We start from the raw sequence: 24,958 nt of genomic DNA on the forward strand, positions 1-24,958 counted from the left end.
TAAGTTGTCTCTGATTTAATTGTTAATTTAGAAAGAGTAATTTGGAATTGCTGCATGGGTAGTGATCCACTGCCATTCTGAAAATGTATCTGCATTACTCACTGTGCCATGGCCAAAGCCATTTCCAGATTTACCAACACCAGCGATAGGTCCATAAATTCCATGGACAACAGTTTGATCGTTAATGTGGACAACACCTGTTCTGATATTATCGGCTATATGCTGTGCTCTCACCAGATTATTGGATACTACGGCAGATACCAGCCCATAGTCGGTCATATTCGCTAATTCTATCGCTTCTTCATCGTTTTTGAAGGTTGTAATTGTGGCAATAGGACCAAAAATTTCTTCGTCAAAGAGAGGCATCCCGGGCAATACATTGGTCACTACAGTTGGCTCAATAAAAAGATTGTTTCTTTTTCCCCCAGTAAGTATTCTGGCTCCCTGTGCAGCACTATCATCAAGAATCCGAAGTACATTCAATACTTGTCTCTCATTGATTACCGGACCTACCTGTACTTTCTCATCCAATGGATTTCCAACGATAAGTGCCTGTGCTTTCCTAACCAGCGCCTCAGTGTAAGCTTCGGCTATACTTTCATGTACTAGATGTCTTCCTATGGATAGACAAATCTGGCCTTGATGGAAAAAGCTTCCCCAAGTTCCTGCGGCAGCGGCAGCTTCGATATCTACGTCCTCAAGAACTATATATGGATTGTCTCCTCCAAGCTCTAAAGCTACACGCTTAAGTAATCCGCTTGCATTTGCACCAACAAGTTTTCCTGCTCTTGTTGAACCTGTAAAACTGACCATATCTACTGTTGGCTCTTTTACCAGTGCTTCTCCAGTTTCAGGACCTCCTGGCAGAACATGAAACAGTCCTTGAGGAAGATTGGCAAGTTCCAGCAGTTTTGCAAATATGAAACCACCAGATATGGGCGACTGAACATCTGGTTTTAAGAGAACAGCATTTCCCATTGCCAGAGCTGGTGCAATTGCACGTGCCGCTAAAATGATCGGAGAATTCCAGGGTGTGATAATTCCGATGACACCCATCGGAATTCTTCGGGCGATACTTTGAAAGCCGGGCTCTAATGTTGAGGTAAGAAAGCCTGTAGGCTGAGTTGCCAAGGCAGCAGCTTCACTAAACTCTCTAGAGGCCATTTGTACCTCCCATTTAGCTTTTAACATGATAGAGCCAGTTTCTTTAACAAGATAAGCTGCTATTTCATCTGAATATTCATGAATTACGCGTGCAAATTCTCTTAAAACGTCGCTCCTTTGAGCACCAGATTTCTTTGCCCAGCTTTTTTGAGCGAAACGTGCAAGTGCGCCTGCATTTGAGATATCTTCTGGTGAAGCGATACCGGTTTGTCCAATGTTGATCCCGGTAGCCTTTTCCAAAATTTCTTCCGTTCCTCGTCCAGGTTTAACCCAGCCGTTAATGTAAATTTTACCATTCCATTCATTGTTTAGTAATGGTGTTTGTAAGTTGTTTTTCATTTTTTTCATTTTAATTTATGATGGTTAATTGAGAATTATATCTCCGGATTTAATAGGTGAAAATTACAGGGGTATTGAATCAAGAAATGGGACGGATGATAAAAAAATTAAACACATCCAAACAGTGTACAGGAAGGGCCGAATTGTCCTCTCATATTCCTAACCTAGTCTTCAAATAAAACTCGAATTTTGGAGTAAATTCTTGTCTTTATGTTTTTCTCTTTTCATCTCACTATCCTTTTATAGTACAGCAAAGTTGCTGCAATTAGCGCCTGAAAAAATGGTTAAATAAAGTGAACAAATGGTAAGTTGAAGATGCTTGCAATTTTAGAAAAAGCATGTCGCAGCCATTAAGTATTATAGTTCTTTAACTTGTGAAAATGAATACTGCATATAGAGCAATATAAAGTTTAAGGCAATTAATGGGAGCTCGCTGGCAAATCCACTTAAATCTTTAGCTTTCAGTTGGACGCAAATTGTAATCAAATCCACTGAAAACATTAAAAAATCAAGTGCATCAAATGTTTCTGGCAGCATGAATAGCAATCCGTTTACAAGTGTGATAATTCCAGGTACGATCATTTTAGGTTTATCTAATGCGTATTTGCTGTTCATTTCTAAATGCCCTTGTTGTGAATTCTGCTTAATCAAGCTTTGTTCTTTATTCATATATGCTGCTTCTGCCATGAGCGTAGTATTTAATATGTGAGTCGTCATTATCATGTTTATTAACAAAGACAAAGTTGCAGCTAAATACATACCTGAAAAAGGTCAAAATCTGGGAGAAACAGGTCAAAAACGATGACTTATAAATGTTTGAACTTGAAAGTAAAAAATGAAAAAATAATTTTATAATTGAAATTTGTTTAGGCCTCTAGATATTAAATTCTAATTGATATACTGATCAAGGAAATATTAATCAGATTCAAAAATAAAATATTTAAGCTTGGCGGCAGATTGTATTCTTTCCGATCAAATGCAGTTACTGGTCAATGCAGATCTTAAGTCAAATTTGCAGAATAAGGCTGCATATTTTATAATATGCCATTATTGCCTGAAAAGAAAATTTTGATTCTATTGCCGGCCGGCTGGGACCCCTGCCTATGGTTATTTGAAATAGGCATATTAGAAATACCGTAAAATAGAGAAAACAGCTTTTATACTGTTTGAATTACCTATATATAATCTTAGCTTTTACAACGCTGATTTAAAACACCGTCAATTCAAATTAGTAAGGAAAATAAGTATAATTAAGTTCACCTACATCATATTTTTCGGATTGCTGAATACCGAGCAATGCTGTATCCGCATTTTTCGATGAAGTTCCTAAATACTGTTCCGTAATTAATGAATAAGTATCTCTATTAATAGAGTTTTTCAGGAGCCTATGTGCCTCAATTAAAGGCTTGCCGTAAAGCTTCTCAAAGCGGCCTATAGTAAATTCAGATATTTCGCCGTAATGTACAATAGACTTAAGGGATAAAGATGTAACGTTGTTACTATATACTTTTAGTCTGGTAACCATTTTGTTAAATGCTAAAAGTATAGCTTCGAACTGCTGTAGGATTACATCGACAGGATATGGTTCTCCATAACGGTAAAAAAGAATTGCATCCCCCTCTATTTCCGAGATATTAAAGAATGGATTATTGACTGTAATAATCTTTTGTAAAAGTTTGGAAACGCTTAGAAGCCCTACGGTACTTTGTGTCTCATTCACAAAGGTTGTGTACCCGCTGATGTCGACAATACATATTGTGCCTCGTTGATCAAAGGTGCTTTTTGATATTTTTGTAGTCTCTTTTTTAATTGAAGTTCTTATGATTCTCTTTTTAGGGAGAAATGTTGAGTTTTGTGATTTCATAATTATTTAGTTTTATAACTATGACAAATTTGCGGATATCCAAGGCCTCAAAAAAGGTTAATTGGGGGGTACAAATGGTGATTTAAGGAATGTAGAAATTTGATTTGTATTAAATTAGGGATTCTTTCCGCTTAGTCAGTGACATTAAAAAAGCCAAATAAACAGATTTTACAACTTGTTTATTTGGCGATAATAATGATTTGTCCTTCGAATAATAACCAAGAAAGATATCTATTGACCTCGGTATTGTTTTGGTGAAAAACCTGTGTTTTTCTTAAAATACTTAGTGAAATTAGTAGGATCTGAAAAAGTTAGTGTATAGGATATTTCTGAAATCGATAATGACGAATTTTTAAGAAGACATTGTGCCTCCATAATTGTTCTATCCGTGATCCACTTAGTTATGGTTCTTCCAGTTTCCTTTTTTACTTGACTTCCCAAATGGTCTGCGCTTACAGAAAGGGCATTTGCAATTTGATTGCCATTGAAAATTTCTGGTATTCTGCCGCTTATTACATTTCTAAAATGATCATCAAGATATTTTCTAAATTTGATAACCAATAGAGAATATCCAAACTGCTGTCCTTCTAATATTGGTGCTTCAGACAGCGTTTCTTTTACCTTGTAAAGGAAAGCGATTAATATATTAGTGATCATTTGATATTTAAATTTACTCTCCGTATTATAATGTTCAAGCAGAGTACCAAGTCTTTTTGACAGGTCTGCTTCCAAATCTTTATTTAAATATATTGGCGGAGTAGTTTCTGCGACTAAAAATGGAAATTCTTTAAATAAATCACCCATATAGTATTCTTTGATAAACTTTTCTGTAAACGAGAGGATGAAGCCTTTCCATGGTTTTTCAATTACGAAGGATTTCAAATGACCAGGGGTTGTAAAATAAAAACTTGCAGGAACTAATTTAAATTCAACATTATCAATTGTATAGCTGCCCTGGCCATCAACAATCATTAGAAAGTTGAAAAAATTGGTACGAAAAGAATCAGACTTCATCGGTTCGTCACTAAGATAACCGTCAAGACTGCTAATGGAGAAGTCGTTGTCCTGCACTTCAAACTTACCCAAAGAGAGTAAAAAATCAGAGATAGAATTGTAAGTTGTTATTTGATCTAAATTTATTCTTTTCATAGTACGTACGATTAGTGGAATTGAAGATAGAACCTTTAGGAAAGCATCACGCTTGCTATTTTCTCTGCTGCCATAATAACCGTCAGATTAGTAGCTGTTGAAGGGACATCAGGGAAAATCGAAGCATCAACCACCCTTAAATTTTTAACACCATAAACCAATCCTGCCTCATTAACAACTGCCTTTGGATCATCAGCAATACCCATTGGAATAGTAGAAGTGGGATGGTGATAAGTATCTAGTGTAGACATTATTGCCTGCATCAATTCAGCATCCTGATCTGTTTCTATTCCAGGCATAATTTCTCCAGTGAAAAAACTGCTCATGGGGGAAGTCTTTCCAATCTTTCTTGCAGCTTTAACACCCGCCAACAGCCTTTCTTTGTCTGAAATTGAATCCAGAAAATTAAGATCTATGATCGGCGCATCTTCTGGGTTTCTACTTGCTAGTTTGACATTACCAACTGAAGAGGGTCTGGTTAGTCCTACAGCCAATACAAAACCAACGCCGGTGGGGCTGTATTTTGGATCCAGCAGATGTGTTGCGGTAATGTGTATGTCGAGTTCATTTCCTATACTTTCATCTGATCTTGTCCATAAAAAAGCACCAATCACTGGTGTTTGTTCACCAACCAATGACGGATCTACTGCATAGGCATTGTAATAAAAGGGATGATCAAATAGTTGGCTGCCAACAGGCAGATCTTTGACTAAAGGAATATTCAACTTTTTTAAGTCTTCAGAAGGACCAATTCCTGAGCGCAGAAGCGTTGCAGCACTGCCATAGGTACCTGAAGAAAGAATGATATGGTTTCCTTTTATTATTGTTTCATTCGCAAGCAAGACGCCTGTAGCTTCATCATTCTCGATCACCACCTTGTCTACCAGCGTGTCTGCAATGATAATTAAATTTGATCTTTTTCTTACTTCTTCGTTAAGGTAAGTCATACCCGTATTCATTCGCTCGCCATTTAACACATTCATTGGATACGGACCTACTCCGTGTTGTTTATCAGCATTAAAGTCATCAATTCTTTCAAATCCGTTACTTTCTGAAGCCTTAATAAAAGCACGCTGCAGGGGACTCACTTCATCAAAACTGAGCTGATGAACAGGAAAGGGACCACTACGTCCATGCCACTCATCTGTACCTGCTGTAGTATTCTCTAATTTTTTATAAAATGGAAGAACGTCAGCCTGTGTCCAACCCTTAAGTCCATAGGCCGTCCATCGCTCAAAATCTGCCGCCGTTGCACGGCTGCTTACCGCTCCATTCATAGTTGAACTTCCGCCAAGAACCTTTCCTCTTATGGCATGAATTGGATGACCAATGTTACCGGATACAGATTGGTATCCCCATTCAAGCCCCCGATTTCCATTCGCACCAATTATACTGCTGCTGATTAATTCTTCTGGATAGGAGTCTGGGGGAAAAATCGGACCTGCCTCGATCAACAACACTTTATGTGAGGGATTTTCACTTAGTCTCGCTGCAAGCACTGCGCCTGCCGAACCGGCACCTGAAATTATAAAATCATAATGCTGGTCTACTAAAGAATTTGAGGGTTTTGTTTCCATTTCGTCTTGATTTTAAATACTGATTTAACTATTACAAATTTGCAGGTATTTGAAATCTTAAAAAAGGTTAAAATAATTGATGAAATGGTAAATCCAAGTATGGATTACTGGCTTCGATATTCTTTTGGCGAGAAGCCTGTATTTTTTTTGAAGTATTTAGTGAAGTTAGTAGGGTCTTGAAACGTTAACATATAGGAGATCTCTGAGATTGAAAGAGAAGTGTTTTTAATCAGGCTCTGCGCTTCTGATATGGTACGCTCTGTAATCCAGCTTGTTACAGTTTTACCTGTTTCTTTTTTCACTACTGTACCCATGTAATCAGCACTTACAGAAAGTGCTTTTGCAATCTGGTTACTATTGGAAATTGCTGTGGCCTGACCTTTAAGTACCTCTCTAAAGTGATCATCAAGGTGTTTCCTGAATTTAATTACCAGCGAGGAATAACCAAATTGCTTACCTTCGAGGCTGGGTGCAGTTATGAGAATTTCCTTTACCTTATATAGGAACGTAATAATTAGATTGGTAAGCATTTGATCTTTAAACTGGCTTTCTGTGTTATAATGCTCCAACAATGTCTCAAATCTCTTGAGAAGGTCTTCCTTCAATAATTGATTTAAATAAACTGGCGGAGTCGTTTCCGCAACCAAAAATGGAAATTCTGTGAAAAGGTTTCCACTGTAATAATTTTTAATGAAAGTATCTGTAAAAGAAAGTATGAAGCCTTTCCATGGCTTTTCTATCACAAATGATTTTAAATGACCAGGAGTGGTAAAATAGAAAGTAGAGGGTTTCAACTCAAAAAAAATGTTGTCAATAGTGTAACTTCCTGAACCATCAACGATCATAAGAAAATTCAAATAATTGGTTCGAAAGGATTCTGACTCCATTGGCTCATCACTTAAATATCCCTCTAACCTGCTAATCGAAAAGTCACTGTCTTGCTCGGCAGGTTTACCTATTGATATTAAAAATTCCGAAATAGAATTGTAAGTGATAACTTTATCCAAGTTCATTTTTTTCATCGAAATTTTAATTTTAGTAAAAGGAAAAATTGCCTTTTCATTATTGTTGAAAGGTAGATATAATAATTGATAGGTCAAAAAACATTATTTAACATTAATCATGAAGCCTAACAGTTGGCTGTGGATGCTGCTTATTTAGGCTCATTGGTTAAAAAAGTAATAAAACCGTTGCTGGAAGGATTAATGAAATAATAATTTTTCCAGAGCAAATATGGTGTGCAGTTCTGACCTGCCAGCCGCTGAGACTGCCTGACCCTGATGAGCTTATAATTTTTACCCAATACTTCAAAAAAGGGAGGGGCTTGACCCTAAAAGAATACAGAGAAATTAGTTTCTAGGTTTTTTACCATTTTACCCCGCCATCTCACCTTTTATTAAGGTATACTCTACAGCATCTTTGCATTGTCATTTTAACTAAACAAAAAATTTAAAGACAATGGAAAAAAATCAAAAAGTATGGCTAGTTACAGGAGTGTCAACTGGTCTTGGTCGTGAAATCGCTAAAGTAGCCGCGGAACAAGGCAATATCGTTGTAGGTACATTAAGAAATGAAAATCAGTTTGATGATTTTTACAATCTAGTACCAGGTAATACACATCCCATAATAATGGATGTTACAAAAAAAGAGGATATTACGGCAGGGATTGCGAAGGTAATCAGTGATTACGGACAAATAGATGTGCTGGTAAATAATGCAGGCTTTGGGCTGATTGGTGCCGGCGAGGAATTTTCCGAAGAAGAAGCGCGTCAGCAGTTTGAAACTAATTTCTGGGGTGCATTCAATACCACTTTAAGTATACTGCCGCAAATGCGTAAGCAGGCGTCAGGCAACATTATACAAATCTCTGCTATTGGCGGGTTTGCAGCTTATCCGGGAATGAGTGTTTATGGTGCAAGTAAAATTGCCTTAGAAGGTTTTTCTGAATCATTAGCTGCTGAAGTAGCTGGTTTTGGAATTAAAATTATGAATGTACTGCCTGGTCCAATGCGTACAAACTGGGCTGGAGGTTCTTTGAAAAGTCCTAAAAAAGAAATGCCGGAATATGCCGAAAGTGCCGGCAAATTTAAAGGTTTTCTCGCCTCAATAAACGGCCAGCAGCCGTGGAGTCCTTACAAAACGGCGCAGGTAATTTATGAAGCCAGCCAAAGTGATAAAACGCCATCACGTCTTTTTGTGGGCGATATGTCTGTTGAAAGCGCAGATAAAGTAATTGCCAAATTAACAACTGACCTTAACAACTGGAGAGAACAGGCGCTTTCTACAAAGTTTGATGATGCTGTTATTGCGGCACATTAATAAATATCTAAACAAGCAGGTTATCTTAATTATAGCCTGCTCTTATTCCAAAATCATTTAAAATATAAAAATATGAAATCATTACAAAATAAAGTTGCTCTTGTTACAGGTGGCAGCAAAGGCATTGGTAAAGCATTAGTTTTAAAATTAGCTTCCCAAGGTGCAAATATTGTGTTTAATTATGCTAAAGACGAGGCAGCAGCAAATCAAACCGTCAAAGAGATTGAGGAATTGGGAACCAAAGCGCTTGCAATAAAAGCTGACTCTTCTAACATTAAAGAAATCGAACGCTTATTTTCAGAGGCAAAAGAAAATTTCGGTAAAATTGATATTGTAATTGCGAATGCTGGTTTTGAATTAATTCAGATAGCTTTTACTGATTATACCGAGGAGCAGTTTGATAAAGTATTCAATATCAATACCAAAGGCACTTTTTTTACTATGCAGCAAGCTGCTAAGCACATTGAGAACAATGGAAGGATCGTACTTATTTCTTCAAGTACTACAGTGTATGTAAATCCAGGCTTTGCAGTCTACGGCGGAAGTAAGATAGCACCGAAATATTTCGTGGAAGTACTTGCAAAAGAATTGGGGCATAAAGGTATTACGGTAAACAGTGTTATTCCCGGCGCCACTGATGAGGCTGGAATATTTCTGGACATGCCAGCGGACAGCCCTTACAAAAAGGAAATTATCGATGTGACACCATTGGGACGAATGGGTCTGCCGAAAGACATTGCCGATGTTGTGTCCTTCGCAGTAAGCGATGAAGCTTCTTTTATAACCGGTCATCACTTTATGGCAAACGGAGGAGCAAGTATTTAATTCAAAATGAAAATACTATTAATTATACTGGCAGTTGCAACCGCAGCTGCCATTTATTTCAAACTTACAAATAAAAAAGGTATGGCACCATCAACTGTAAATTTGAGTCTCCTGGCAAAAGTTCCCTTCTTTCAAAAATTCACAAAAGAGGAATTACTATGGGTGAAAGAAAGCGCAAACGAATTTCACTTTTCTAAAGGGGAAATTTTAAAACCTTACGATAGTAAAGTAGATGCATATTGGATTTTGTTGGACGGAGGTTGGGAAATATCTTCCGACAAAAATGATAAAAAGGAATTGATAGAACACGCTGTTACTTCATTTGTAAGTCCAGATATTTCCGAAAACGCGAATTCATCTTTGCAGATTGTGATTTCTGAAAGTAGTTATATTTTAAAAATTTCACCTGAAAAAATGATCCAATTGAAGAAAATGCAACCTTTAGTTACAACATACATTCAGGAAGGAGAGATAAAATTAAATAACTTTTAGAACATTACAAAGCGGTACAGAATAATGGAGAGCCGGAAAAGTATTTACTCAGTTTTCTGGAATCTACATTTCAGGCAGCCTCTGAAACAGGAAATTGGGATAAAGGTTTGCGATGCGATCTAACATCATTTGAAAAATTTTAGTGATCATTTTAACTCAATCATTAATAAAAAATTATTAAAATAAAGTACTTATGGAAATCGGAATAGATAGTTTTGCCATGTATAATAATTATTCTTCAGGCGCAGAACTTACGGCAACTGAAGCAATGGAGCAGCTACTAGAACGTATAGTATGTGCGGATGATTCTGGCCTGAGTGTTTTTGGCATTGGCGAACATCATAAAAAAGGATATTTAGATTCTGCACCACACATGATTTTAGCAGCTGCAGCAGCACAGACGAAAAATATCAGGCTGAGCAGCGCTGTTTCCGTTTTGAGTGCTGCAGATCCTGTTCGGGTTTTTCAAAATTATGCCACATTGGATCTTATCTCAAACGGGCGTGCAGAGTTAGTAGTTGGTCGTGGCTCATCTATAGAAGCGTATCCCCTTTTTGGTTTTGACCTCGACGATTACGATGAACTTTTTAAAGAAAAATTAAATCTGCTTTTGAATATCAGGGATAATGAATTTTTATCGTGGTCCGGCAAATTTAGACCCTCTCTCAATAATCAACCCATTTACCCAAGACCGCTTCAAAAATCATTACCCATTTGGCTGGGGGTAGGTGGCACGCCAGAATCATTCGTGAGGGCGGGAACATTAGGTTTACCGTTGATGGTGGCCATTATTGGAGGCGAAACCAGGCGGTTTGCACCTTTGGTAGATTTGTATAGGCAAGCTGGTAAAGCTGCTGGACATTCGCCGGACAAATTATCTGTTGGTCTGCATTCGCTTGGGTATGTAGCAGAAACTACAGAAAAAGCAATTGCTGAATTTTATTCAGGTTATGCAGCAAATTTTACCGCAATAGGAAAAGAACGGGGTTGGCCGGCAGTAACCAGAGAAAGTTTTGATTCTCAGTCTGGTAAATATGGTGCTTTGATCGTTGGAAGCCCTGAAGATGTAGCTGAAAAGATTTTGCGGCATTCTGAAGCTCTGGGTGGTATTTCCAGAGTTACTTTTCAGATGGACAGTGCTGGTTTATCACATGAACATTTGAAAAACTCTATTATTTTGCTTGGAACTAAGGTAATGGATTTAATTTCCTGACAGCAACATTCGATGACATAACTTATTACTAATACTACTACCACAAAACTTGCAATGGAATGTTTGGTTTTACAAAAAATTAATTGAAACAAAATATTAAAACAAATTATTAACAAAAAAAAAATAAAAAAATCATGAGCAGTTTACCAATCCGTGATCAAAAAAAGGATCACTTACTAACCCCAGAAAATTCAGTATTGATAATTATTGATTATCAAAAAGTACAAGTCAATTCCATTGCTTCAATGGATAGACAATTACTTGTTAACAACATTGCTGCCTTAGCTAAAATGGCAAAAGTTTATAACTTACCAATTATACTTTCAACGGTCAATGTAAAAACTGGTTTCAATTCAGAAACAATTCCTCAATTAAAAAAAGAGTTAGATGGTGTGCCTTCTTATGACAGAACAACCATAAATTCATGGGAAGATAAAGAATTTGTGGAAGCCATTAAAGCAACAGGAAGAAAAAAATTAATTATGACAGCTCTATGGACCGAAGCATGTCTTTCTTTCCCGGCATTAGATGCGTTAAAGGAAGGTTATGAGGTGTATCCTGTTGTGGATGCTGTTGGTGGAACTTCCTTGGCGGGACACGATGCGGCGTTGCGCAGAATAGAGCAAGCAGGTGGCCAACCAGTAAGTTTGACACAGTTGTTTTGTGAACTCCAGCGAGATTGGAATCGTTCCGAAACATCGCAAGAATTTATGAAACTTTTCATAAAGGCTGGAGGTACCGCCGGTATTCAATTTGGTTATGATGCTACCGAATAGCGTAGGTATTTAAAAATGTTTACAGTGTCAGTAAAATTGACTTTGCCCAGCTATTTTATATTTTAATGGATGAGGGTCTCCTGTTTTTTGATACAGTAGATGAAAAAGTAATAGAAGTAAGTTCAAACTTTTTTTCGAAAATAATTTCACATATGCCGGTAATGAGGCTGGGCAGTCGAATATTAAGTAGATCAGCAGACAGTTTTCTGAATGTAAGGGATATACATATAAAGATAAGCAGATTACATTTTTAGAAGAACTGATTATAAAAATGCACGAGAGAAAAAGAAGACTTGAGAGCTAGTAATGCCTAGTAAAAAATGTTTAGTGTCAAAATTTAAATTTTTCGTGATGGCAAAAAATGAAAGAAAGTTCTTTTATGTTATGAGAGTAAAACAGTTAATAGAGCCTGTACTTGTAAAGCTCGAAACAATTGATTCAAAAATCAGCGGGCAGCAGGGTAAAGGAGTGAGGCCTGTGTATTACAGAATAAAGATTTAAAAAAGATATTTGTATTGTCTATCAATACAATCATAAAATATAAAATAGATGAAATTCTTCATGAAAATAATGGCTAATACAAGTGTTTATTCACAGCAATGTGAAAGAAAAAGGCTCCAATTTGGAGCCCTTTTGTGTTATTCTTACTTGTATTTTAATTTTAGCCTCTCCATATCTTCCATAATATTCACATCTAAAATTTTAGCATAATGCTGAGTTTGCTTTATATTGGTGTGCCCCATCATAGCAGAAACATGCTCCATACGAATCCCATTACCTAGGGTTACTGTTGTGCCAAAAGTATGTCTTGAAATATACTATGGCAGATGTTTATTGATTTCGCAGATGTCTGCAATTTCTTTATATAAGCATTCATTTTTTGATTTGACATCTGTGGAAGAAGCTTCATTTGTTTCTTTATATACTTGTTGATAATATCCAGAGCAGAAGGCAAGACAGGAACATTTTCCTGATTGCCGTTTTTGCACGCGTGGCCATAATCCAAAGGTTGCAATCGTTATCTTCTAGATTTAATGCGTCAACAGGAGCGTAGCCAGTGTACCAGCAAAACAGAAAATATCCCTAACTTTCTGTAAGCGATCATTAAAAATAGGTTTCTCTTCAATAGGGTTTAGTTCTGTCTTGGTTAGAAATATTGCATCTTTAACGCTTAGTTTTCCATCATAAGCATCGAATGGATTTTTTAGAATCAAATCCATTCTAACAATGATTACAGGCAATTTTAAACATTCTTATATACTTTACAACCGAATTGTTTTTTATACCGACCTTTCCTTTAAATGAGCTTTCGTATTTAAGATATTCTTCAAGTGTAAACACAAAACCATTTTATATCAGATACCGGCATATCATCAATACCATAATGTTTTTTAATAAAGTTTCGCAGAAGATCACAAGACCTTTAATACTTTTGAAAAGCGGCTTTGGATCTCTCGCCAGCTTCTACTTTTCTTTCGAAGAATTTATTGTGCTTCTCCATTATTTCAAGAATTGTAACCTCTCTGGTTTTTGTTTTTCTTTTTCCTGACAGTTCTACTTTTAATTGTTCCTATGAAAGATTAGGATCAATTTTGTAAAGTTCCAGAAATTTTTTTTCTGCGTGAAGCGGAAAAAGATCAAGCGAACTTTTTATAACCTTTTCTTTTTCGAGTTTCAGGACATTTCTAAGGTTGTGTGTAAAAACCCATCGTTGTTTGCTGATTGAAATGGTTTTGGTCTTGTACGAAATTCGCGCGAATATAAAGCATGTGTCTTTTTGAAGGTTTTCCAAAAAGAAAAAGCCTTTAAACAGTGATGTTTAAAGTCTTTTGACTTTTAAAGTTTCTTTTGAAACTTCTATTGGCGGAGTCTAAAAGTTTCGAACTGAAATCTGTTAAGTACTGATTTTGCTGAGTTTTGACTTTTGTAAAACATGACTTGCCACGATTCTGCCACAAAACTTAGACGAGTGAATATCTTTAAAACGGCCTTAACTTTTTGCGGCAAAAAGGTATCAACTCCATTATTTTGAATGTCGTTATTTTCACTAAAGTTGCTGACAATTCCATTTTACCACTTTTGGCTACTTAAATTATGGTTTTGGCTAAATTATCTTTCCTGTATATGCGCAAATTTGCAACATAATAATACTAAAATAATCATTATGTCATCGCAAAGTAAAATTGCAGTAGTAACAGGAGGGAGCCGCGGTCTTGGAAAAGATATGGCTATAAATCTTGCCAAAAACGGATTGGATATAGTTTTAACCTATAAAACTCAAAAAGAAGTAGCAGAAAATGTTGTGAAACAAATTCATTATGTAGGACAAAAGGCTGTCGCTATAAAATTAGACGTCTCAGATTCTTCCAGTTTTGATTTGTTTGAAAAAAATCTTAGAGGCCAAATAACCAATTATTTCAACTCAGATGGTATTGATTATCTGATCAATAATGCAGGTTTTATTCACTATGCAAATTTTGATGATCTCACTGAAACTCAATTTACAGAAATGGAAAATGTACATCTGAGAGGTCCATTTTTCCTTACTCAAAAATTATTGCCACTGCTAAGAGCTTACGGAGGAATTGTAAATGTTTCTTCAGGATTAACCCGTTTTGCCACGCCGGGATTTGCAGCTTATGCAGCACTAAAAGGAGCAATGGAGACATTGACAAAATATCAGGCAAAAGAACTTGGTGCAAGAAACATAAGAGTAAATGTTATTGCTCCGGGTGCTATCGAAACAGATATTATGGGTGGTGCGGTACGTGACAATTTAGAAATGAACCAATACCTGGCCTCGCAAACGGCTCTTGGAAGAGTTGGACTACCCGAGGATATTGGGGGAGTGGTAGCCTTTTTATGCAGTGATGCCGGCGGGTGGATCAATGCGCAACGTATCGAAATTTCGGGAGGTTCAAATTTATAATCAAGCTTAAAAATAGTTAACGCATAGTTGATAAGCTGAATTTTACAAGACAATTAGAAGAATATAAAATGGAAAAAGAAGATAATGGAGTTGTAAAAGCTCTGACGAAACAGGAAATAGATACCATTGAAAGGTTTTATGCAGCATGGAAACTTAAAAAGCCAGAAGTACTGGATGAAATTTGCATTCCCGACTGGAAAGATATTCCGCTTGCACCACAACAAGAAGATAACCCAAAAGGACTCCAGGCAATTATGAAATTTTTGTTCGAATTATGTCCTGATATAGAAATTGTAATTCATGAGATATTTGGCAGCCATGAGCGTGCAGCTGTAAGAGCTTCAATGCAATTTACGCATGTAAATGAAATTATGGGAATTGCTCCAACTAATAAGAAAGTAACAATAGCACTGCATGAATTTCATTATTTGAAAAATGGTAAACTTACCCATACCTGGCATTTAGAAGACTGGTTTGGTCTTTTTATACAGAGCAAACAATAAAAAATCTAATCGCATATTCGTATAATAATTTTTTGAATATACATTTAAAAGAATTCATGAGAATTGAGAGTGTCAAAAAACTGTAAATTTGTATCTATGGAAGTAATTAGAATAAAAAGCATCACAGAGTATCATCGGTTTAGAGGGCTTCCTAAGCCGGAACATCCTTTAATAAGCCTGGTCGATTATTCACAGGTAAAATTCCCTGATGATGAAAAAACGACAAACATTGTGATGGATTTTTATTCTATTGCTTTAAAACGGGATATTGGAGCCAAGCTTTACTATGGCCAGCAGGTTTACGATTTTGACGAAGGTATAATGTCATTTATAGCACCCGGGCAGGTTTTGCGACTGGAGCAGGATCCTGATTCATTACATAAAGGCACAGGATATTTATTGCAAATTCACCCAGACTTTTTATGGAATTCAGCATTAGTAAAAAGCATAAAAAGCTACACGTTTTTTGATTATTCAATTAATGAAGCACTATTTCTTTCTGAAAAAGAGGAAAATATCATTGTAAATATTTTTGAAAATATAAGAGAAGAATATCACATCAATATTGATAGATTTACTCAGGATTTAATAATTGCGCAGATAGAATTGCTGCTTAAATATTGCGACAGATATTACAATCGTCAATTTCTTACAAGAAAAATCAGCAGCCATCAAATGCTATCAAGAGTTGAAGAATTTTTGAATAATTATTTTGATGATAAAAACCGTGACGAAAGAAATCTTCTTTCTGTCCATACTGTTGCTGATAATATGAATGTTTCTTCAGACTATTTAAGCAATTTACTTAAGCTTCATACTGGTCAGAATACACAGCAACATATTCACAATAAACTCATAGAAAAAGCGAAAGAAAAACTTTCTACTACTAGTTTGTCAATTAGTGAAATTGCTTATGAGCTGGGATTCGAACATCTTCAGAGTTTTAGCAAATTGTTCAAAAATAAAACAAACGAAACACCTTTAAAATTCAGAGCTAAGTTTAATTAATTTATTTAAGTTTTTAAATTTCTCTTTTTACTAAGAGAAAATAAATGTAAAAAATCAAAGTTACTTTATCTGATAGTGTAATTGAAAAAGGCTCCAATTGTCTTCAATTGCCGCCTTTTGGCGTTGTGAAGCTTAATGAATATGTTTCTAAACGGAGCAGGAGGATTGACAAATACTTGTCTTAGTAGCGGGTACAGGACTCGAATACTCCTAATTGGACAGCTTCCACTTTGAAATTCTGATCGTGAAATCTAGGTTTTTCATTTATGAAAGTTCAGATTCTGTGTATGTGAATTTAAGAAATATAATGAAATAGGGCATATTTCGTTAATACCACCATAACAGTACCTGTTACGTCTTTCTCTAAAACTCCATTAGCGTATCCAACCCTCGTTTCAAGCCCTTAAATGTGCTAACCTTTTCAATAGCAAGCAAAGCCCCTTGCACATAAGGTTGGGCTCCGGCACCTGCATCGTGTCGAATTGTAAGTTTTTCATCTTTTAGGCCAAATATGGTTTCAATAGAAATAACATATCCTGGAAGCCGCACGGAATGTACCTGAACACTATCCAGGTTAGCACCGCGACTTGCTGCATCTCCAAACAATTCATCATTTGAAACATGAACAGCTGCTTTTTGAATTTGGGAAAGACGATGTGCCAGTTCCCTTGCTGTGCCACTTGGACTGTCTATCTTATCTTGGTGGGCATAATCTATTATTTCATAGTTCGGAATATACTTCGCAGCCATCTCGGCAAATTTTTGGAGCAGAACAACCGTTATGGCAAAATTCCCTACAGCTAAAACGGATGTATCATTATCTACTGCTATTTTTTCTATTTCAGCATAATCCTCATTGGTTAATCCGGAGGTTCCCACCACAACACTTTTCCCCTTTTTAAGCGTCGCGATAATGTTCTTTTTCCCCACTTCTGGACGCGTATAGTCAACTAAGACGTCAAAATCAACTTTCGAAAGGGCCTGTTCAATATCATCAAAAATTGGAATTTCTATATCGTCCAGCTGTAATATATCGGCCAAATTTTGACCTTTGTGTTTACGGGACAATGCTCCAACCAGCTGCATTTTATTATTATGAAAAATACCTTTGCTAAGTTCTGAACCAGCCCAGCCTGTGGCTCCTGCTATGAATACTTTTATCATTTTACTATTATTTTTTGTTTACTTCTTGAAACTCAATTCCGAGAATTTTACCCAATCATAAAATATAAAAACTTTTTTGAGTAATAAATACAATGATGCTTTTTTCTATACTTAATAATCTTACAATTTCAAATGAGAGAAGAAATCAATTAGATCTTTTGAAAGTAATTCCGGCTGTTCAGCGGCAGCAAAATGTCCACCAGCTTTCATGTTTGTCCAGTGAGTAATATTAAAACTTTTTTCGATATAAGCACGAGGTGGGGTTGGTAATTCTTTCGGGAAATGTGCAAAGCCAACAGGGACACCAATAAATTCATTCTTTTTAAAAGCCAATGGCTTTTTACTATTTTCATTGTAGATTCGCATGGATGAATGTATAGTTTGAGTAACCCAATATAGCGTGACATTAGCAAGCAATTCATCTTTGGTAAAAGGTTTTTCAATATTTCCATTATTGTCGCTCCACCCATTAAATTTCTCAATTATCCAGGCGCAGAGTCCCGCGGGAGAATCATTAAGTCCATAGGCAGCAGTCAATGGTTTTGTGGAATGGAGGTAAGCATATGCACCATTTTTACTAGACCATTCTGAACTGGTTTTTTTAAACTCTACCATCTCATCGGAGAGTATTTCATCATCTTTTAAATAGGGCTTGTAAGAACCTGAAATGTAGTTGAGGTGAAGTCCAATAATATTTGAAGGGTACTTTAGTGACAGCCATGAACTTATGCCAGAACCTATATCGCCACCTTGAACACCAAATTTTTCATATCCAAGATTAATCATCAATTTTTGCCAAATGTCAGCAACAAACTCGCTGTTACATCCTTCCTTATTTACCTTAGATGAAAAACCGAATCCTGGGATCGAGGGAATCACAAGATCAAACGAGAAGTCAGGATTCTCCGTCAGCATCGGAATTATCTTCATCATTTCAAGGAAAGATCCTGGCCAGCCATGAGTCATAATAAGTGGTATGGAGTTTTTACTTTTGCCCTTAACATGAATAAAGTGTATCTGCATTCCATCGATATCCGCAATAAAATTAGGATAAGAATTAATTTCATTTTCTATTTTACGCCAGTCAAATTTATGCTGCCAGTAATTTGTTAGTTCTTTCATATAAGAAAGATCAGTACCGTAATTCCAGTGGGATTCTTTAATTTCATCTGGCCATCTGGTCATGCCTAATCTTGCATTAAGATCATCTAACGTGCCTTGCGGGATATTTACTTTGAAAGGTTTTATTCTGATATCATCTTCTTTTTTCTCTTTCATAATTAGTTTATTTGCTTTTGTAAAAAAAGGGATTGCAATAGTTATTAAGGCTAAACCTCCTGTTTAATTACTTGTCTTCTGGTAAAATAGTCCATTTATATTTTTATGAATTACTACAAAGATAAAGTATTGAATAATTCATAAAAATGCTTATTTTGCATTTATTAATGAATAAAATGCATTAAATAGATTTACAACAAATTAGAAACTTTCTCAAATTGGCCGAAGAATTACACTTTTGGAAGTCAGCGTCAATGGTGAATCTTACACAGTCTGCATTGAGCAGGCAGATTATGTCACTGGAAAAAGAATTAGGCTGCAGCCTTTTTGAGAGAAATAAACGCAATGTAAAACTTACTCCTGCTGGACTTTTTTTGAAAGAGAAGTGGTCAGTTTTATTAGATGATCTCAATTACGTTCATGTCTTTGCCAAAAATATTGGAGCGGGAGAAAATGGGATTGTCAGAATAGTGCATCCTGATTCTGTATCATATTCTCTTATACCTACAGTTTTATTTCATATCTCACAGGATTATCCGGACTTATCCATAGAACTTATCCAATTGCTCCACGAGAATGCACAGGAATCGTTGAGAGATTATAAAATAGATATTGCATTTACCCGCCAAGTTAATATTTTATCAGGTATAAGTTCATTTAAAATAAAAAGTGAACCTGTTGCCTTTTTTGTTCAGACGACACATCCCTATATGAATTTTAGTGATATTACAGCAGAGAACTTAGCAAAACAGAAATTTATAATGCCAGTAGAAGATCGCAAAAGCAGTTACTTTTTCTTAGTGCAACAAATTTTCATCTCTTATGGAGTAGTGCCACGTTCTCAGTATCAGTCTGATTTTGGTTCCAGTATACTAGGCTTAGTATCTAAAGGCTTGGGTATAGCTCTGCTGCCATTAGGATTTGCCAAACATAATATAGAAGGAGTAAGATATTTTGAAACACCTTTTATGACTGATCTTTATATTAACTGGCGTACTAATGAAAATAGCCCTGCTGTACTTAATGTATTAAAGGCGATCCAAGGCAAATCCGGTTATTAAAGATTTCATAAAGAGCATTTAGACGCTGTTAGCCCTTTTGAAGGAGGTTACGTAAATGGTCATAACGAAATAAGAGAATATTGGACGAGACAATGGACTGAAATTAATGGAATTGTTGAGCCAATAACTATTATTGAAATATATAAACAAAAATGAAGTTACACTTCATCAATTAGTGAAAGATTTACAAGGAAAAATTTTATTTGACGGAATAATTAAACATATTTTTACAGTTAAAGATAATTTACTTTCAAGAATGGACATTGAACTTGAATAAATAATAATTAACTTTAGCTAAACCTAAAAAGAAAAAACAAGACCGCTAACGGCTTGGCAAGATTGCGAATTTTGTAGTAAATTCACGTTTGAGTTTCGTGAAAAAAAAATAATCTTTAGTGGAAAATAAACGGTTACGAAGTTCTCGACCTCGCCAACAGTCGGGAAAACATCGTTGCTCTCGCACGACGTTCTCCCAACCGCTAACAGCGGTTTTGCGCTATTGCTGCTTTAAGTTATGAACCTACGTTCAGAATTCTTGACTTCGTTTTGTCCATCCGAGAGAACTCATTTCCAATTGCGCAACAGGCGTTAGCACTGTTTTGTAGGTAAAAAGAAATATAAAAGATTATTATCCTTTAAAATATTGTTTACTTGGTATTTCCTGTACTGCTAAAATTAGAAGGAATCCACTTGTAAGCGTCACCATCTTTTTTTAATCTGCCAAATCCAGGAAATGCAATATGATCGGCTGCTATAAGATAATTTTCAGTAGAAGCCTCATTATATATCTTTTCTCGCTGCTCTATTGCTTTAATTTTATCGAAATCAAATTCGTCGGACAGCGTAGGTGCTCGGAACTGAACTGCACCAATATGTACTAAGTCCCCAATAAAGACAAGTTTTTCATGATTACTTTTTAGTACATATACACAATGCCCGTAAGTATGCCCGTAATAAGGAGCAGAACTAATGCCTGGAAATAGTTCTGTAGCTCCTTGAAATGTCTTAACACTACCTTTATCTATATAAGGCTTCAAAGCTAAAAAGGCTGAGCGATTTGCGGTGTATCCTGCAGGTTCATCAACAGCAGGTTTTTCGTGTTGTAACCAGAAGTCTATTTCGTTTTTATCAACATGCACAACGGCATTAGGGAACTGAATATTTCCTTTGACTGTCAATCCTCCCGAATGGTCCAAATGGATATGTGTAAGGAGTACATCTGTTATTTGTTCAGGCTTGTAGCCTGCATTTTCAATACTTTCAATTAAATTTCCAGTTACAGGATTTTTAAAAAGTTCTCCTGCACCGGCATCAACAAGTATAAGCCTTTGCGGCGTTTTAATTAAATAGGCGTTTATAGACGTTTCGACAGGATTATTTATAAACGACTCGTCTAGTAGTTGATCTACTTGTTTCTTATAGCTGGAGACCAATAATTTGTTAGCATCTACAGGTACAGTCCCATCAAGTAATGCAGTAACTGTAAATTCTCCAACTTTGATGACATAATAACCGGCAGTATAATTTTTTTGCTGAGCAGATACACCTACACAACCAGTTACGAGAATTAGAATATTAAAAAAAAGATTTTTCATTTTATCAGATTTTAAATTAGTAATACAAAGAGACTAAAAATAGTTTATTTTTGTAACCATAATGTATCAATACTGGTAACCTAAAAGTAACCACTTATGAATAAAGATTTTTTTGTCTGCAGCAACTGTCCTATGACAAGGACAATGGCAACTATAGGATCTAAATGGAAACCCATTATTATTTATGCACTTGGAGAGCGTACCCTTCGTTTTGGACAGATATTGGTACGTATCGAAATAATTTCAAAGAAAGTTTTAACTGACCAGCTTAAAGAGCTTGAACAAGACGGTATAATTCAGCGGACGGCTTACAAAGAAATTCCTCCCAGAGTAGAATATCATTTAACTCCAAAAGGTTTAGATCTTTTACCTATACTAAACCTAATGACTGTATGGAATACGAAACATTCTGAAGCAAAATAACGGTAATAAAATCGTGTCTGGGATTTAAAAGGCTGTAGTTATTCACTGCTATTATATAACATAACCCTACTTTATTACCTTAATTCAATTTCCTTTTTTGCCAGTAATTGCAAGCTTTATTACTTGATCATAAATAATATACTGCAGAGACTGCTGCAATTTTATTTTAATTACAAGAAAAGTTTAAGCTTTTTAAAACATAATTATTACTTGGCGTGACAAGAAATACAGAACCTCCAAAAGGAGTAGATACATAACGACGGGTAGTATTTTCATAGTTCACTCTCTGCACTGTTGGAAATCCTTCAGCATCATAATCATACGAATAGTCAATTTTGGTAGTGTCGCGGGTATTATAACGATACGCTATGATTTCAATATTTTTAAGCATCTTATTTTCTAAAGAGGTCTCTCGGGCGTAAAATAACTGATAACTGCTTTCATCAGCGAGATACTGCAGCGATTGTTTATTTGTTAAATCTGAAATAAAAAGTAATCCGATTGGTCCTTCGAAATAAGTTTTTATTTTATTTTCCTTGTCAAGGAAGTAAGTATAGCTATAATCTGCATTATAATATTCCTGTGAATCCAGGTCGTAAAGATTTTGGATGGATTTTTTTATTAAAATACCATTCTCATATTGATATTCACATGTCACATCTGCAGAGGTATTTTCGTTATGTGTTATTATACCTGTCAATACGCCTTTACCATCATATTGTGCTGTAGTGTATGCTGTTAAGACTCCCGTGGCATTGAACTGGGATTGCTTTATTAACTTACCGCTGGAATTATATTCCAGTTTGTATTGCGATTCCTCATGATTGTCGATAGATTTGGATATTTTCTCAGCATTTCCCTGGGCATTATACTCTATTGTGTAAACTCTCTTCATAGGAGGCTCCTTTGGGCCAGCAGGATTAAAAACCGTTGTGATTATCTTTATGGGCTTGTCCTGCGCATTATAAATTATTTCACTGTTATCGCGTCCAAAATCAATTTTGCCAGGCCTCTTTTTACATGCAGTTGTATTTACGGCTTCAGCATCTTCTTGGGCAGAATTATCACTGCTGCAGGAAGAAAATAAGATTAAAAGCAGCGCAATGCTGCAAAATAGATGAAACGGATTATTTTTTTGTATTTGATTTGAAAGGTTTGATGCAATATTCTTAAGTACTGTTTTTTTCATAATTTATTTTAAATTAGTAAGGCTGGTATCCAATTTTATTAAGGCTTTGATAGTAAAATGTAATGTTTCAATATAATAAACTTCGTAACAAAACCAATTTGTGCTACGCAAATTATAGGAACCAGTCACAGTTTTGAAGATCTATGAGACGATGCCATAGCAGTGACTGGTCGCCAGAATGAATTATTTAGCAGGCCTTGCGAGCGGTTCACCCTTCGCAACGATGTAAGTTACCACCACCTTAAGCGGTACGCTTCCAGTAGGCTTGGCCCGGTGGACCGTACCCGCCGGGATCGCAAAGCTGTCACCAGCTCTAATAGTGCGTGATGGCTGTCCCTCTACCTCGAGTTCAGACTCACCCTCGAGAACGTAACCAATCTCATTTTCCGCGTGACTATGTTTCTCGGCTGGTGTGCCAGGCTGAATCACCGCAACGCCGATGCTTTCTTCCTTCGAGGGATCGGAAGCCAGCGGCAGCTTCTCTAGCTCTTTCCAGACTATTCCCTTAATGTCGGTGCCGCCCGAAGCCATTTCAGCTGCAGGTGTTTCGGATGTGCTAGCTGAATCGGCTGCAATTACCGTGCTGCCAGCAATATCTGTTGCACTTTCAGAATTGTTTTTGCAGGACTGCATCGCTATGGATGCAGAGATTGCTAATAGATAAATTATTTTTTTCATATCTGTGTTGGTTTAATTGTTACAACGATCTTAAAAGCATTGGATGTGTAAAAATTTCTATCCAGGTATGCTTCATATCGTCATGATTTACATCTAAAGAATCCATATTGATTCAAAAAAACTAAAATCATTTTATAGAAATTTCTTGGTTTATCAATTATTTTACGACAGTAGCTTCTATTTCTACTTTCAATGACTCAATGAAGAGTCCTTTTACTTCGAGCATCGTGCTTGCCTGTTTCACATCGTGCTTAGCTGCCCAGTCAGTAAAGATCTTCCAGCAAGCAAGTAATTCCGGAACTGATGTCGTATAAAAATTCAGCCTTACAATATCCTTACTATTATACCCCGATTTAGCAATGACTGTTTCCAGATTTTCGAGAGACTGCGCCAGTTGGCTCGGCATATCGGCCGAACTAGGCTGTCCTTCTGCATTCAATGCAGCCTGCCCTGCACAGTACAAGGTTCCTTGTTGGTTGTTAACTTCAACTGCCTGAACGTATCCAAAATTGTCCTGATAATCCCAAGGATTAATAATTCGTTTTTCCATAATTTGTTTTTTTTTGTTATTGACCGCAGTTGCTGTGCTGTCGGAATTGTTTGTTGAACTTTCAGAATTGTCTTTGCACGACTGCATAGCTATGGATGCAGAGATTGCTAAGAGATAAATTAATTTTTTCATATTTATTTCGGTTTAATTGTTAGAACGATAGTGAAAGTATATGGGGTAGGCTTAAGTTGCTATTCGTATAGAGCTGCAAACCTTCATATCGTTATGATTTATATTTAAATAATTCCAATTGATAAAAAGATTCTAAAAAAATAATTATATCTGTCAGCAGGGCCGACGTGTGTTAATCTTCGGTTTTATTTTGCTTTGAGCTGCATCAGAAGTCCCAGAGTGTTGTAAAGCGTGTGCACATGCAGCAACTTTCCTTCAGGCGAAAAATAGGCAAACTCGGTGACCTCCAAATGCACTTTTTTTCCGGTAGGCTCTATTACACCGTCGGGGGTCTGAATAGGACCGGTATGTGTTCCTTCCATATAAAAGCGAACTGCAACCTCACGCCCTTGGGTAATCAATTGAAGATGGGTCAGTTTGCCATCCTTAAACATACGTTTGTCACGTTTTAAAAATTCAACGAAGGCTTCTTTCCCCTTGAAAGTCTCGCCGTTAATTTTATTTTCTGCCCCGCCGTTGACCTCAATTATAACATTAGGGTCAACCATTTCCCCGTTTGCCTCAACAAGCCCTTTGGAATAGTTGTCATGGAACTTACGGACTATTGCCGCATAATCAGGTGTTTTTTTTGTTTCCTGAGTGAAAGCGAATAAAGCGATGCCCGAAATTAAGAGGGCCAGGATTGTGATTTTGATTTTCATGATTTTCATTTTTATAAATTAGTAAATAC

The 24,958-nt window shown here is 36.3% G+C and carries 25 protein-coding genes and 1 pseudogene; 13 read left to right on the top strand and 13 right to left on the bottom strand.

Annotated features, from left to right (window positions below):
* Positions 1 to 27 precede the first annotated feature (27 nt).
* The 6 genes from RT99_RS13650 to RT99_RS13675 form a co-directional block, all read right to left on the bottom strand.
* Positions 28 to 1,503 carry an aldehyde dehydrogenase family protein gene (locus tag RT99_RS13650; protein WP_042565455.1) on the bottom strand — a complete coding sequence of 492 codons (1,476 nt, stop codon included), beginning with the start codon at positions 1,501 to 1,503 and terminating at the stop codon, positions 28 to 30.
* Between the two features lie 357 nt (positions 1,504 to 1,860).
* Positions 1,861 to 2,190 carry a hypothetical protein gene (locus RT99_RS13655; RefSeq protein WP_131494918.1) on the bottom strand — a complete coding sequence of 110 codons (330 nt, stop codon included), beginning with the start codon at positions 2,188 to 2,190 and terminating at the stop codon, positions 1,861 to 1,863.
* 541 nt (positions 2,191 to 2,731) lie between these two features.
* Complete coding sequence (locus RT99_RS13660) at positions 2,732 to 3,367, bottom strand: DUF2652 domain-containing protein (protein WP_052483676.1); 636 nt, start codon at positions 3,365 to 3,367, stop codon at positions 2,732 to 2,734.
* Positions 3,368 to 3,598: 231 nt separating this feature from the next.
* Positions 3,599 to 4,516 (bottom strand): helix-turn-helix transcriptional regulator, encoded by a 918-nt coding sequence (locus RT99_RS13665; protein ID WP_042565311.1) that lies wholly within the window; start codon positions 4,514 to 4,516, stop codon positions 3,599 to 3,601.
* Positions 4,517 to 4,551: 35 nt separating this feature from the next.
* Positions 4,552 to 6,093, bottom strand: coding sequence for a GMC family oxidoreductase (locus RT99_RS13670; protein ID WP_042565312.1), 1,542 nt, complete (start codon positions 6,091 to 6,093; stop codon positions 4,552 to 4,554).
* Positions 6,094 to 6,197: 104 nt separating this feature from the next.
* On the bottom strand, positions 6,198 to 7,193 hold the full coding sequence (locus RT99_RS13675; protein WP_131494919.1) for an AraC family transcriptional regulator: 996 nt from the start codon (positions 7,191 to 7,193) through the stop codon (positions 6,198 to 6,200).
* Between the two features lie 358 nt (positions 7,194 to 7,551).
* On the opposite strand from RT99_RS13675, the gene RT99_RS13680 reads away from it, so the two are divergent.
* The 10 genes and pseudogenes from RT99_RS13680 (at position 7,552) to RT99_RS13735 (ending at position 16,158) form a co-directional block, all read left to right on the top strand.
* Positions 7,552 to 8,412 (top strand): SDR family NAD(P)-dependent oxidoreductase, encoded by an 861-nt coding sequence (locus tag RT99_RS13680; RefSeq protein WP_042565314.1) that lies wholly within the window; start codon positions 7,552 to 7,554, stop codon positions 8,410 to 8,412.
* A 72-nt stretch (positions 8,413 to 8,484) separates the two neighbouring features.
* Positions 8,485 to 9,237, top strand: coding sequence for an SDR family oxidoreductase (locus RT99_RS13685; protein WP_042565315.1), 753 nt, complete (start codon positions 8,485 to 8,487; stop codon positions 9,235 to 9,237).
* Between the two features lie 6 nt (positions 9,238 to 9,243).
* Positions 9,244 to 9,729: a hypothetical protein gene (locus RT99_RS13690; protein ID WP_042565316.1), complete on the top strand. Its 486-nt coding sequence runs from the start codon at positions 9,244 to 9,246 to the stop codon at positions 9,727 to 9,729.
* Positions 9,730 to 9,743: 14 nt separating this feature from the next.
* Positions 9,744 to 9,872, top strand: a pseudogene (locus tag RT99_RS25935) (DUF5996 family protein); the annotation flags it as partial.
* 50 nt (positions 9,873 to 9,922) lie between these two features.
* Positions 9,923 to 10,942, top strand: coding sequence for an LLM class flavin-dependent oxidoreductase (locus RT99_RS13695; protein WP_042565317.1), 1,020 nt, complete (start codon positions 9,923 to 9,925; stop codon positions 10,940 to 10,942).
* Positions 10,943 to 11,076: 134 nt separating this feature from the next.
* On the top strand, positions 11,077 to 11,718 hold the full coding sequence (locus RT99_RS13700; protein WP_042565318.1) for a hydrolase: 642 nt from the start codon (positions 11,077 to 11,079) through the stop codon (positions 11,716 to 11,718).
* 351 nt (positions 11,719 to 12,069) lie between these two features.
* Positions 12,070 to 12,219 carry a hypothetical protein gene (locus tag RT99_RS25350; protein WP_165587205.1) on the top strand — a complete coding sequence of 50 codons (150 nt, stop codon included), beginning with the start codon at positions 12,070 to 12,072 and terminating at the stop codon, positions 12,217 to 12,219.
* Positions 12,220 to 13,882: 1,663 nt separating this feature from the next.
* Positions 13,883 to 14,647 carry an SDR family NAD(P)-dependent oxidoreductase gene (locus RT99_RS13725; RefSeq protein ID WP_042565322.1) on the top strand — a complete coding sequence of 255 codons (765 nt, stop codon included), beginning with the start codon at positions 13,883 to 13,885 and terminating at the stop codon, positions 14,645 to 14,647.
* A gap of 68 nt (positions 14,648 to 14,715) precedes the next feature.
* On the top strand, positions 14,716 to 15,150 hold the full coding sequence (locus RT99_RS13730; protein ID WP_042565323.1) for an ester cyclase: 435 nt from the start codon (positions 14,716 to 14,718) through the stop codon (positions 15,148 to 15,150).
* Positions 15,151 to 15,246: 96 nt separating this feature from the next.
* The gene (locus tag RT99_RS13735) at positions 15,247 to 16,158 is read left to right on the top strand and encodes an AraC family transcriptional regulator (protein WP_042565324.1); all 912 of its coding nucleotides are present in this window, start codon (positions 15,247 to 15,249) and stop codon (positions 16,156 to 16,158) included.
* A gap of 363 nt (positions 16,159 to 16,521) precedes the next feature.
* On the opposite strand, the gene dapB is transcribed toward RT99_RS13735, so the two are convergent.
* Entirely contained in the window at positions 16,522 to 17,322 is an 801-nt protein-coding gene (dapB, locus tag RT99_RS13740) for a 4-hydroxy-tetrahydrodipicolinate reductase (protein WP_042565325.1), read from the bottom strand.
* Positions 17,323 to 17,442: 120 nt separating this feature from the next.
* Positions 17,443 to 18,600 carry an epoxide hydrolase family protein gene (locus RT99_RS13745; RefSeq protein ID WP_207384894.1) on the bottom strand — a complete coding sequence of 386 codons (1,158 nt, stop codon included), beginning with the start codon at positions 18,598 to 18,600 and terminating at the stop codon, positions 17,443 to 17,445.
* A 200-nt stretch (positions 18,601 to 18,800) separates the two neighbouring features.
* Here RT99_RS13745 and RT99_RS13750 point away from each other — a divergent pair, with 200 nt between their 5' ends.
* Positions 18,801 to 19,661 carry a LysR substrate-binding domain-containing protein gene (locus RT99_RS13750; protein WP_256365472.1) on the top strand — a complete coding sequence of 287 codons (861 nt, stop codon included), beginning with the start codon at positions 18,801 to 18,803 and terminating at the stop codon, positions 19,659 to 19,661.
* Between the two features lie 133 nt (positions 19,662 to 19,794).
* Positions 19,795 to 19,938: a hypothetical protein gene (locus RT99_RS25715; RefSeq protein ID WP_242607208.1), complete on the top strand. Its 144-nt coding sequence runs from the start codon at positions 19,795 to 19,797 to the stop codon at positions 19,936 to 19,938.
* Between the two features lie 370 nt (positions 19,939 to 20,308).
* Here the strand turns inward: RT99_RS25715 and RT99_RS13760 are convergent, their stop codons facing one another.
* A complete protein-coding gene (locus RT99_RS13760; protein WP_042565327.1) occupies positions 20,309 to 21,256 on the bottom strand; it encodes an MBL fold metallo-hydrolase in 948 nt (315 codons plus the stop codon).
* Positions 21,257 to 21,400: 144 nt separating this feature from the next.
* Here RT99_RS13760 and RT99_RS13765 point away from each other — a divergent pair, with 144 nt between their 5' ends.
* Positions 21,401 to 21,679: a helix-turn-helix domain-containing protein gene (locus tag RT99_RS13765; RefSeq protein ID WP_242607209.1), complete on the top strand. Its 279-nt coding sequence runs from the start codon at positions 21,401 to 21,403 to the stop codon at positions 21,677 to 21,679.
* A 166-nt stretch (positions 21,680 to 21,845) separates the two neighbouring features.
* On the opposite strand, the gene RT99_RS13770 is transcribed toward RT99_RS13765, so the two are convergent.
* The 4 genes from RT99_RS13770 to RT99_RS13785 all read right to left on the bottom strand — a co-directional run bounded on the left by RT99_RS13770 (position 21,846) and on the right by RT99_RS13785 (position 24,929).
* Positions 21,846 to 22,868 carry a hypothetical protein gene (locus RT99_RS13770; protein WP_042565329.1) on the bottom strand — a complete coding sequence of 341 codons (1,023 nt, stop codon included), beginning with the start codon at positions 22,866 to 22,868 and terminating at the stop codon, positions 21,846 to 21,848.
* 183 nt (positions 22,869 to 23,051) lie between these two features.
* Positions 23,052 to 23,546: a cupin domain-containing protein gene (locus RT99_RS13775; RefSeq protein WP_052483678.1), complete on the bottom strand. Its 495-nt coding sequence runs from the start codon at positions 23,544 to 23,546 to the stop codon at positions 23,052 to 23,054.
* A gap of 157 nt (positions 23,547 to 23,703) precedes the next feature.
* Complete coding sequence (locus tag RT99_RS13780) at positions 23,704 to 24,096, bottom strand: RidA family protein (protein WP_042565459.1); 393 nt, start codon at positions 24,094 to 24,096, stop codon at positions 23,704 to 23,706.
* Positions 24,097 to 24,413: 317 nt separating this feature from the next.
* Positions 24,414 to 24,929, bottom strand: a complete 516-nt coding sequence (locus tag RT99_RS13785; protein ID WP_165587206.1) for an ester cyclase — start codon at positions 24,927 to 24,929, stop codon at positions 24,414 to 24,416.
* Between the last annotated feature and the right edge of the window lie 29 nt (positions 24,930 to 24,958).

Origin of the sequence: Flavobacterium sp. MEB061, assembly GCF_000834715.1 — a bacterium.
Lineage (GTDB): Bacteria > Bacteroidota > Bacteroidia > Flavobacteriales > Flavobacteriaceae > Flavobacterium > Flavobacterium pectinovorum.

Coding starts and splice junctions, on each gene's coding strand:
- RT99_RS13730 (WP_042565323.1), top strand. CDS start 14,716: ATGGAAAAAGAAGATAATGGAGTTGTAAAAGCTCTGACGAAACAGGAA.
- RT99_RS13735 (WP_042565324.1), top strand. CDS start 15,247: ATGGAAGTAATTAGAATAAAAAGCATCACAGAGTATCATCGGTTTAGA.
- RT99_RS13650 (WP_042565455.1), bottom strand. CDS start 1,503: ATGAAAAACAACTTACAAACACCATTACTAAACAATGAATGGAATGGT.
- RT99_RS13660 (WP_052483676.1), bottom strand. CDS start 3,367: ATGAAATCACAAAACTCAACATTTCTCCCTAAAAAGAGAATCATAAGA.
- RT99_RS13745 (WP_207384894.1), bottom strand. CDS start 18,600: ATGAAAGAGAAAAAAGAAGATGATATCAGAATAAAACCTTTCAAAGTA.
- RT99_RS13770 (WP_042565329.1), bottom strand. CDS start 22,868: ATGAAAAAAACAGTACTTAAGAATATTGCATCAAACCTTTCAAATCAA.
- RT99_RS13775 (WP_052483678.1), bottom strand. CDS start 23,546: ATGAAAAAAATAATTTATCTATTAGCAATCTCTGCATCCATAGCGATG.
- RT99_RS13665 (WP_042565311.1), bottom strand. CDS start 4,516: ATGAAAAGAATAAATTTAGATCAAATAACAACTTACAATTCTATCTCT.
- RT99_RS13785 (WP_165587206.1), bottom strand. CDS start 24,929: ATGAAAATCAAAATCACAATCCTGGCCCTCTTAATTTCGGGCATCGCT.
- RT99_RS13690 (WP_042565316.1), top strand. CDS start 9,244: ATGAAAATACTATTAATTATACTGGCAGTTGCAACCGCAGCTGCCATT.
- RT99_RS13760 (WP_042565327.1), bottom strand. CDS start 21,256: ATGAAAAATCTTTTTTTTAATATTCTAATTCTCGTAACTGGTTGTGTA.
- RT99_RS13655 (WP_131494918.1), bottom strand. CDS start 2,190: ATGGCAGAAGCAGCATATATGAATAAAGAACAAAGCTTGATTAAGCAG.
- RT99_RS13780 (WP_042565459.1), bottom strand. CDS start 24,096: ATGGAAAAACGAATTATTAATCCTTGGGATTATCAGGACAATTTTGGA.
- RT99_RS13725 (WP_042565322.1), top strand. CDS start 13,883: ATGTCATCGCAAAGTAAAATTGCAGTAGTAACAGGAGGGAGCCGCGGT.
- RT99_RS13685 (WP_042565315.1), top strand. CDS start 8,485: ATGAAATCATTACAAAATAAAGTTGCTCTTGTTACAGGTGGCAGCAAA.
- RT99_RS13680 (WP_042565314.1), top strand. CDS start 7,552: ATGGAAAAAAATCAAAAAGTATGGCTAGTTACAGGAGTGTCAACTGGT.
- RT99_RS13695 (WP_042565317.1), top strand. CDS start 9,923: ATGGAAATCGGAATAGATAGTTTTGCCATGTATAATAATTATTCTTCA.
- dapB (WP_042565325.1), bottom strand. CDS start 17,322: ATGATAAAAGTATTCATAGCAGGAGCCACAGGCTGGGCTGGTTCAGAA.
- RT99_RS13700 (WP_042565318.1), top strand. CDS start 11,077: ATGAGCAGTTTACCAATCCGTGATCAAAAAAAGGATCACTTACTAACC.
- RT99_RS13765 (WP_242607209.1), top strand. CDS start 21,401: ATGGCAACTATAGGATCTAAATGGAAACCCATTATTATTTATGCACTT.
- RT99_RS25350 (WP_165587205.1), top strand. CDS start 12,070: ATGGCAAAAAATGAAAGAAAGTTCTTTTATGTTATGAGAGTAAAACAG.
- RT99_RS13670 (WP_042565312.1), bottom strand. CDS start 6,093: ATGGAAACAAAACCCTCAAATTCTTTAGTAGACCAGCATTATGATTTT.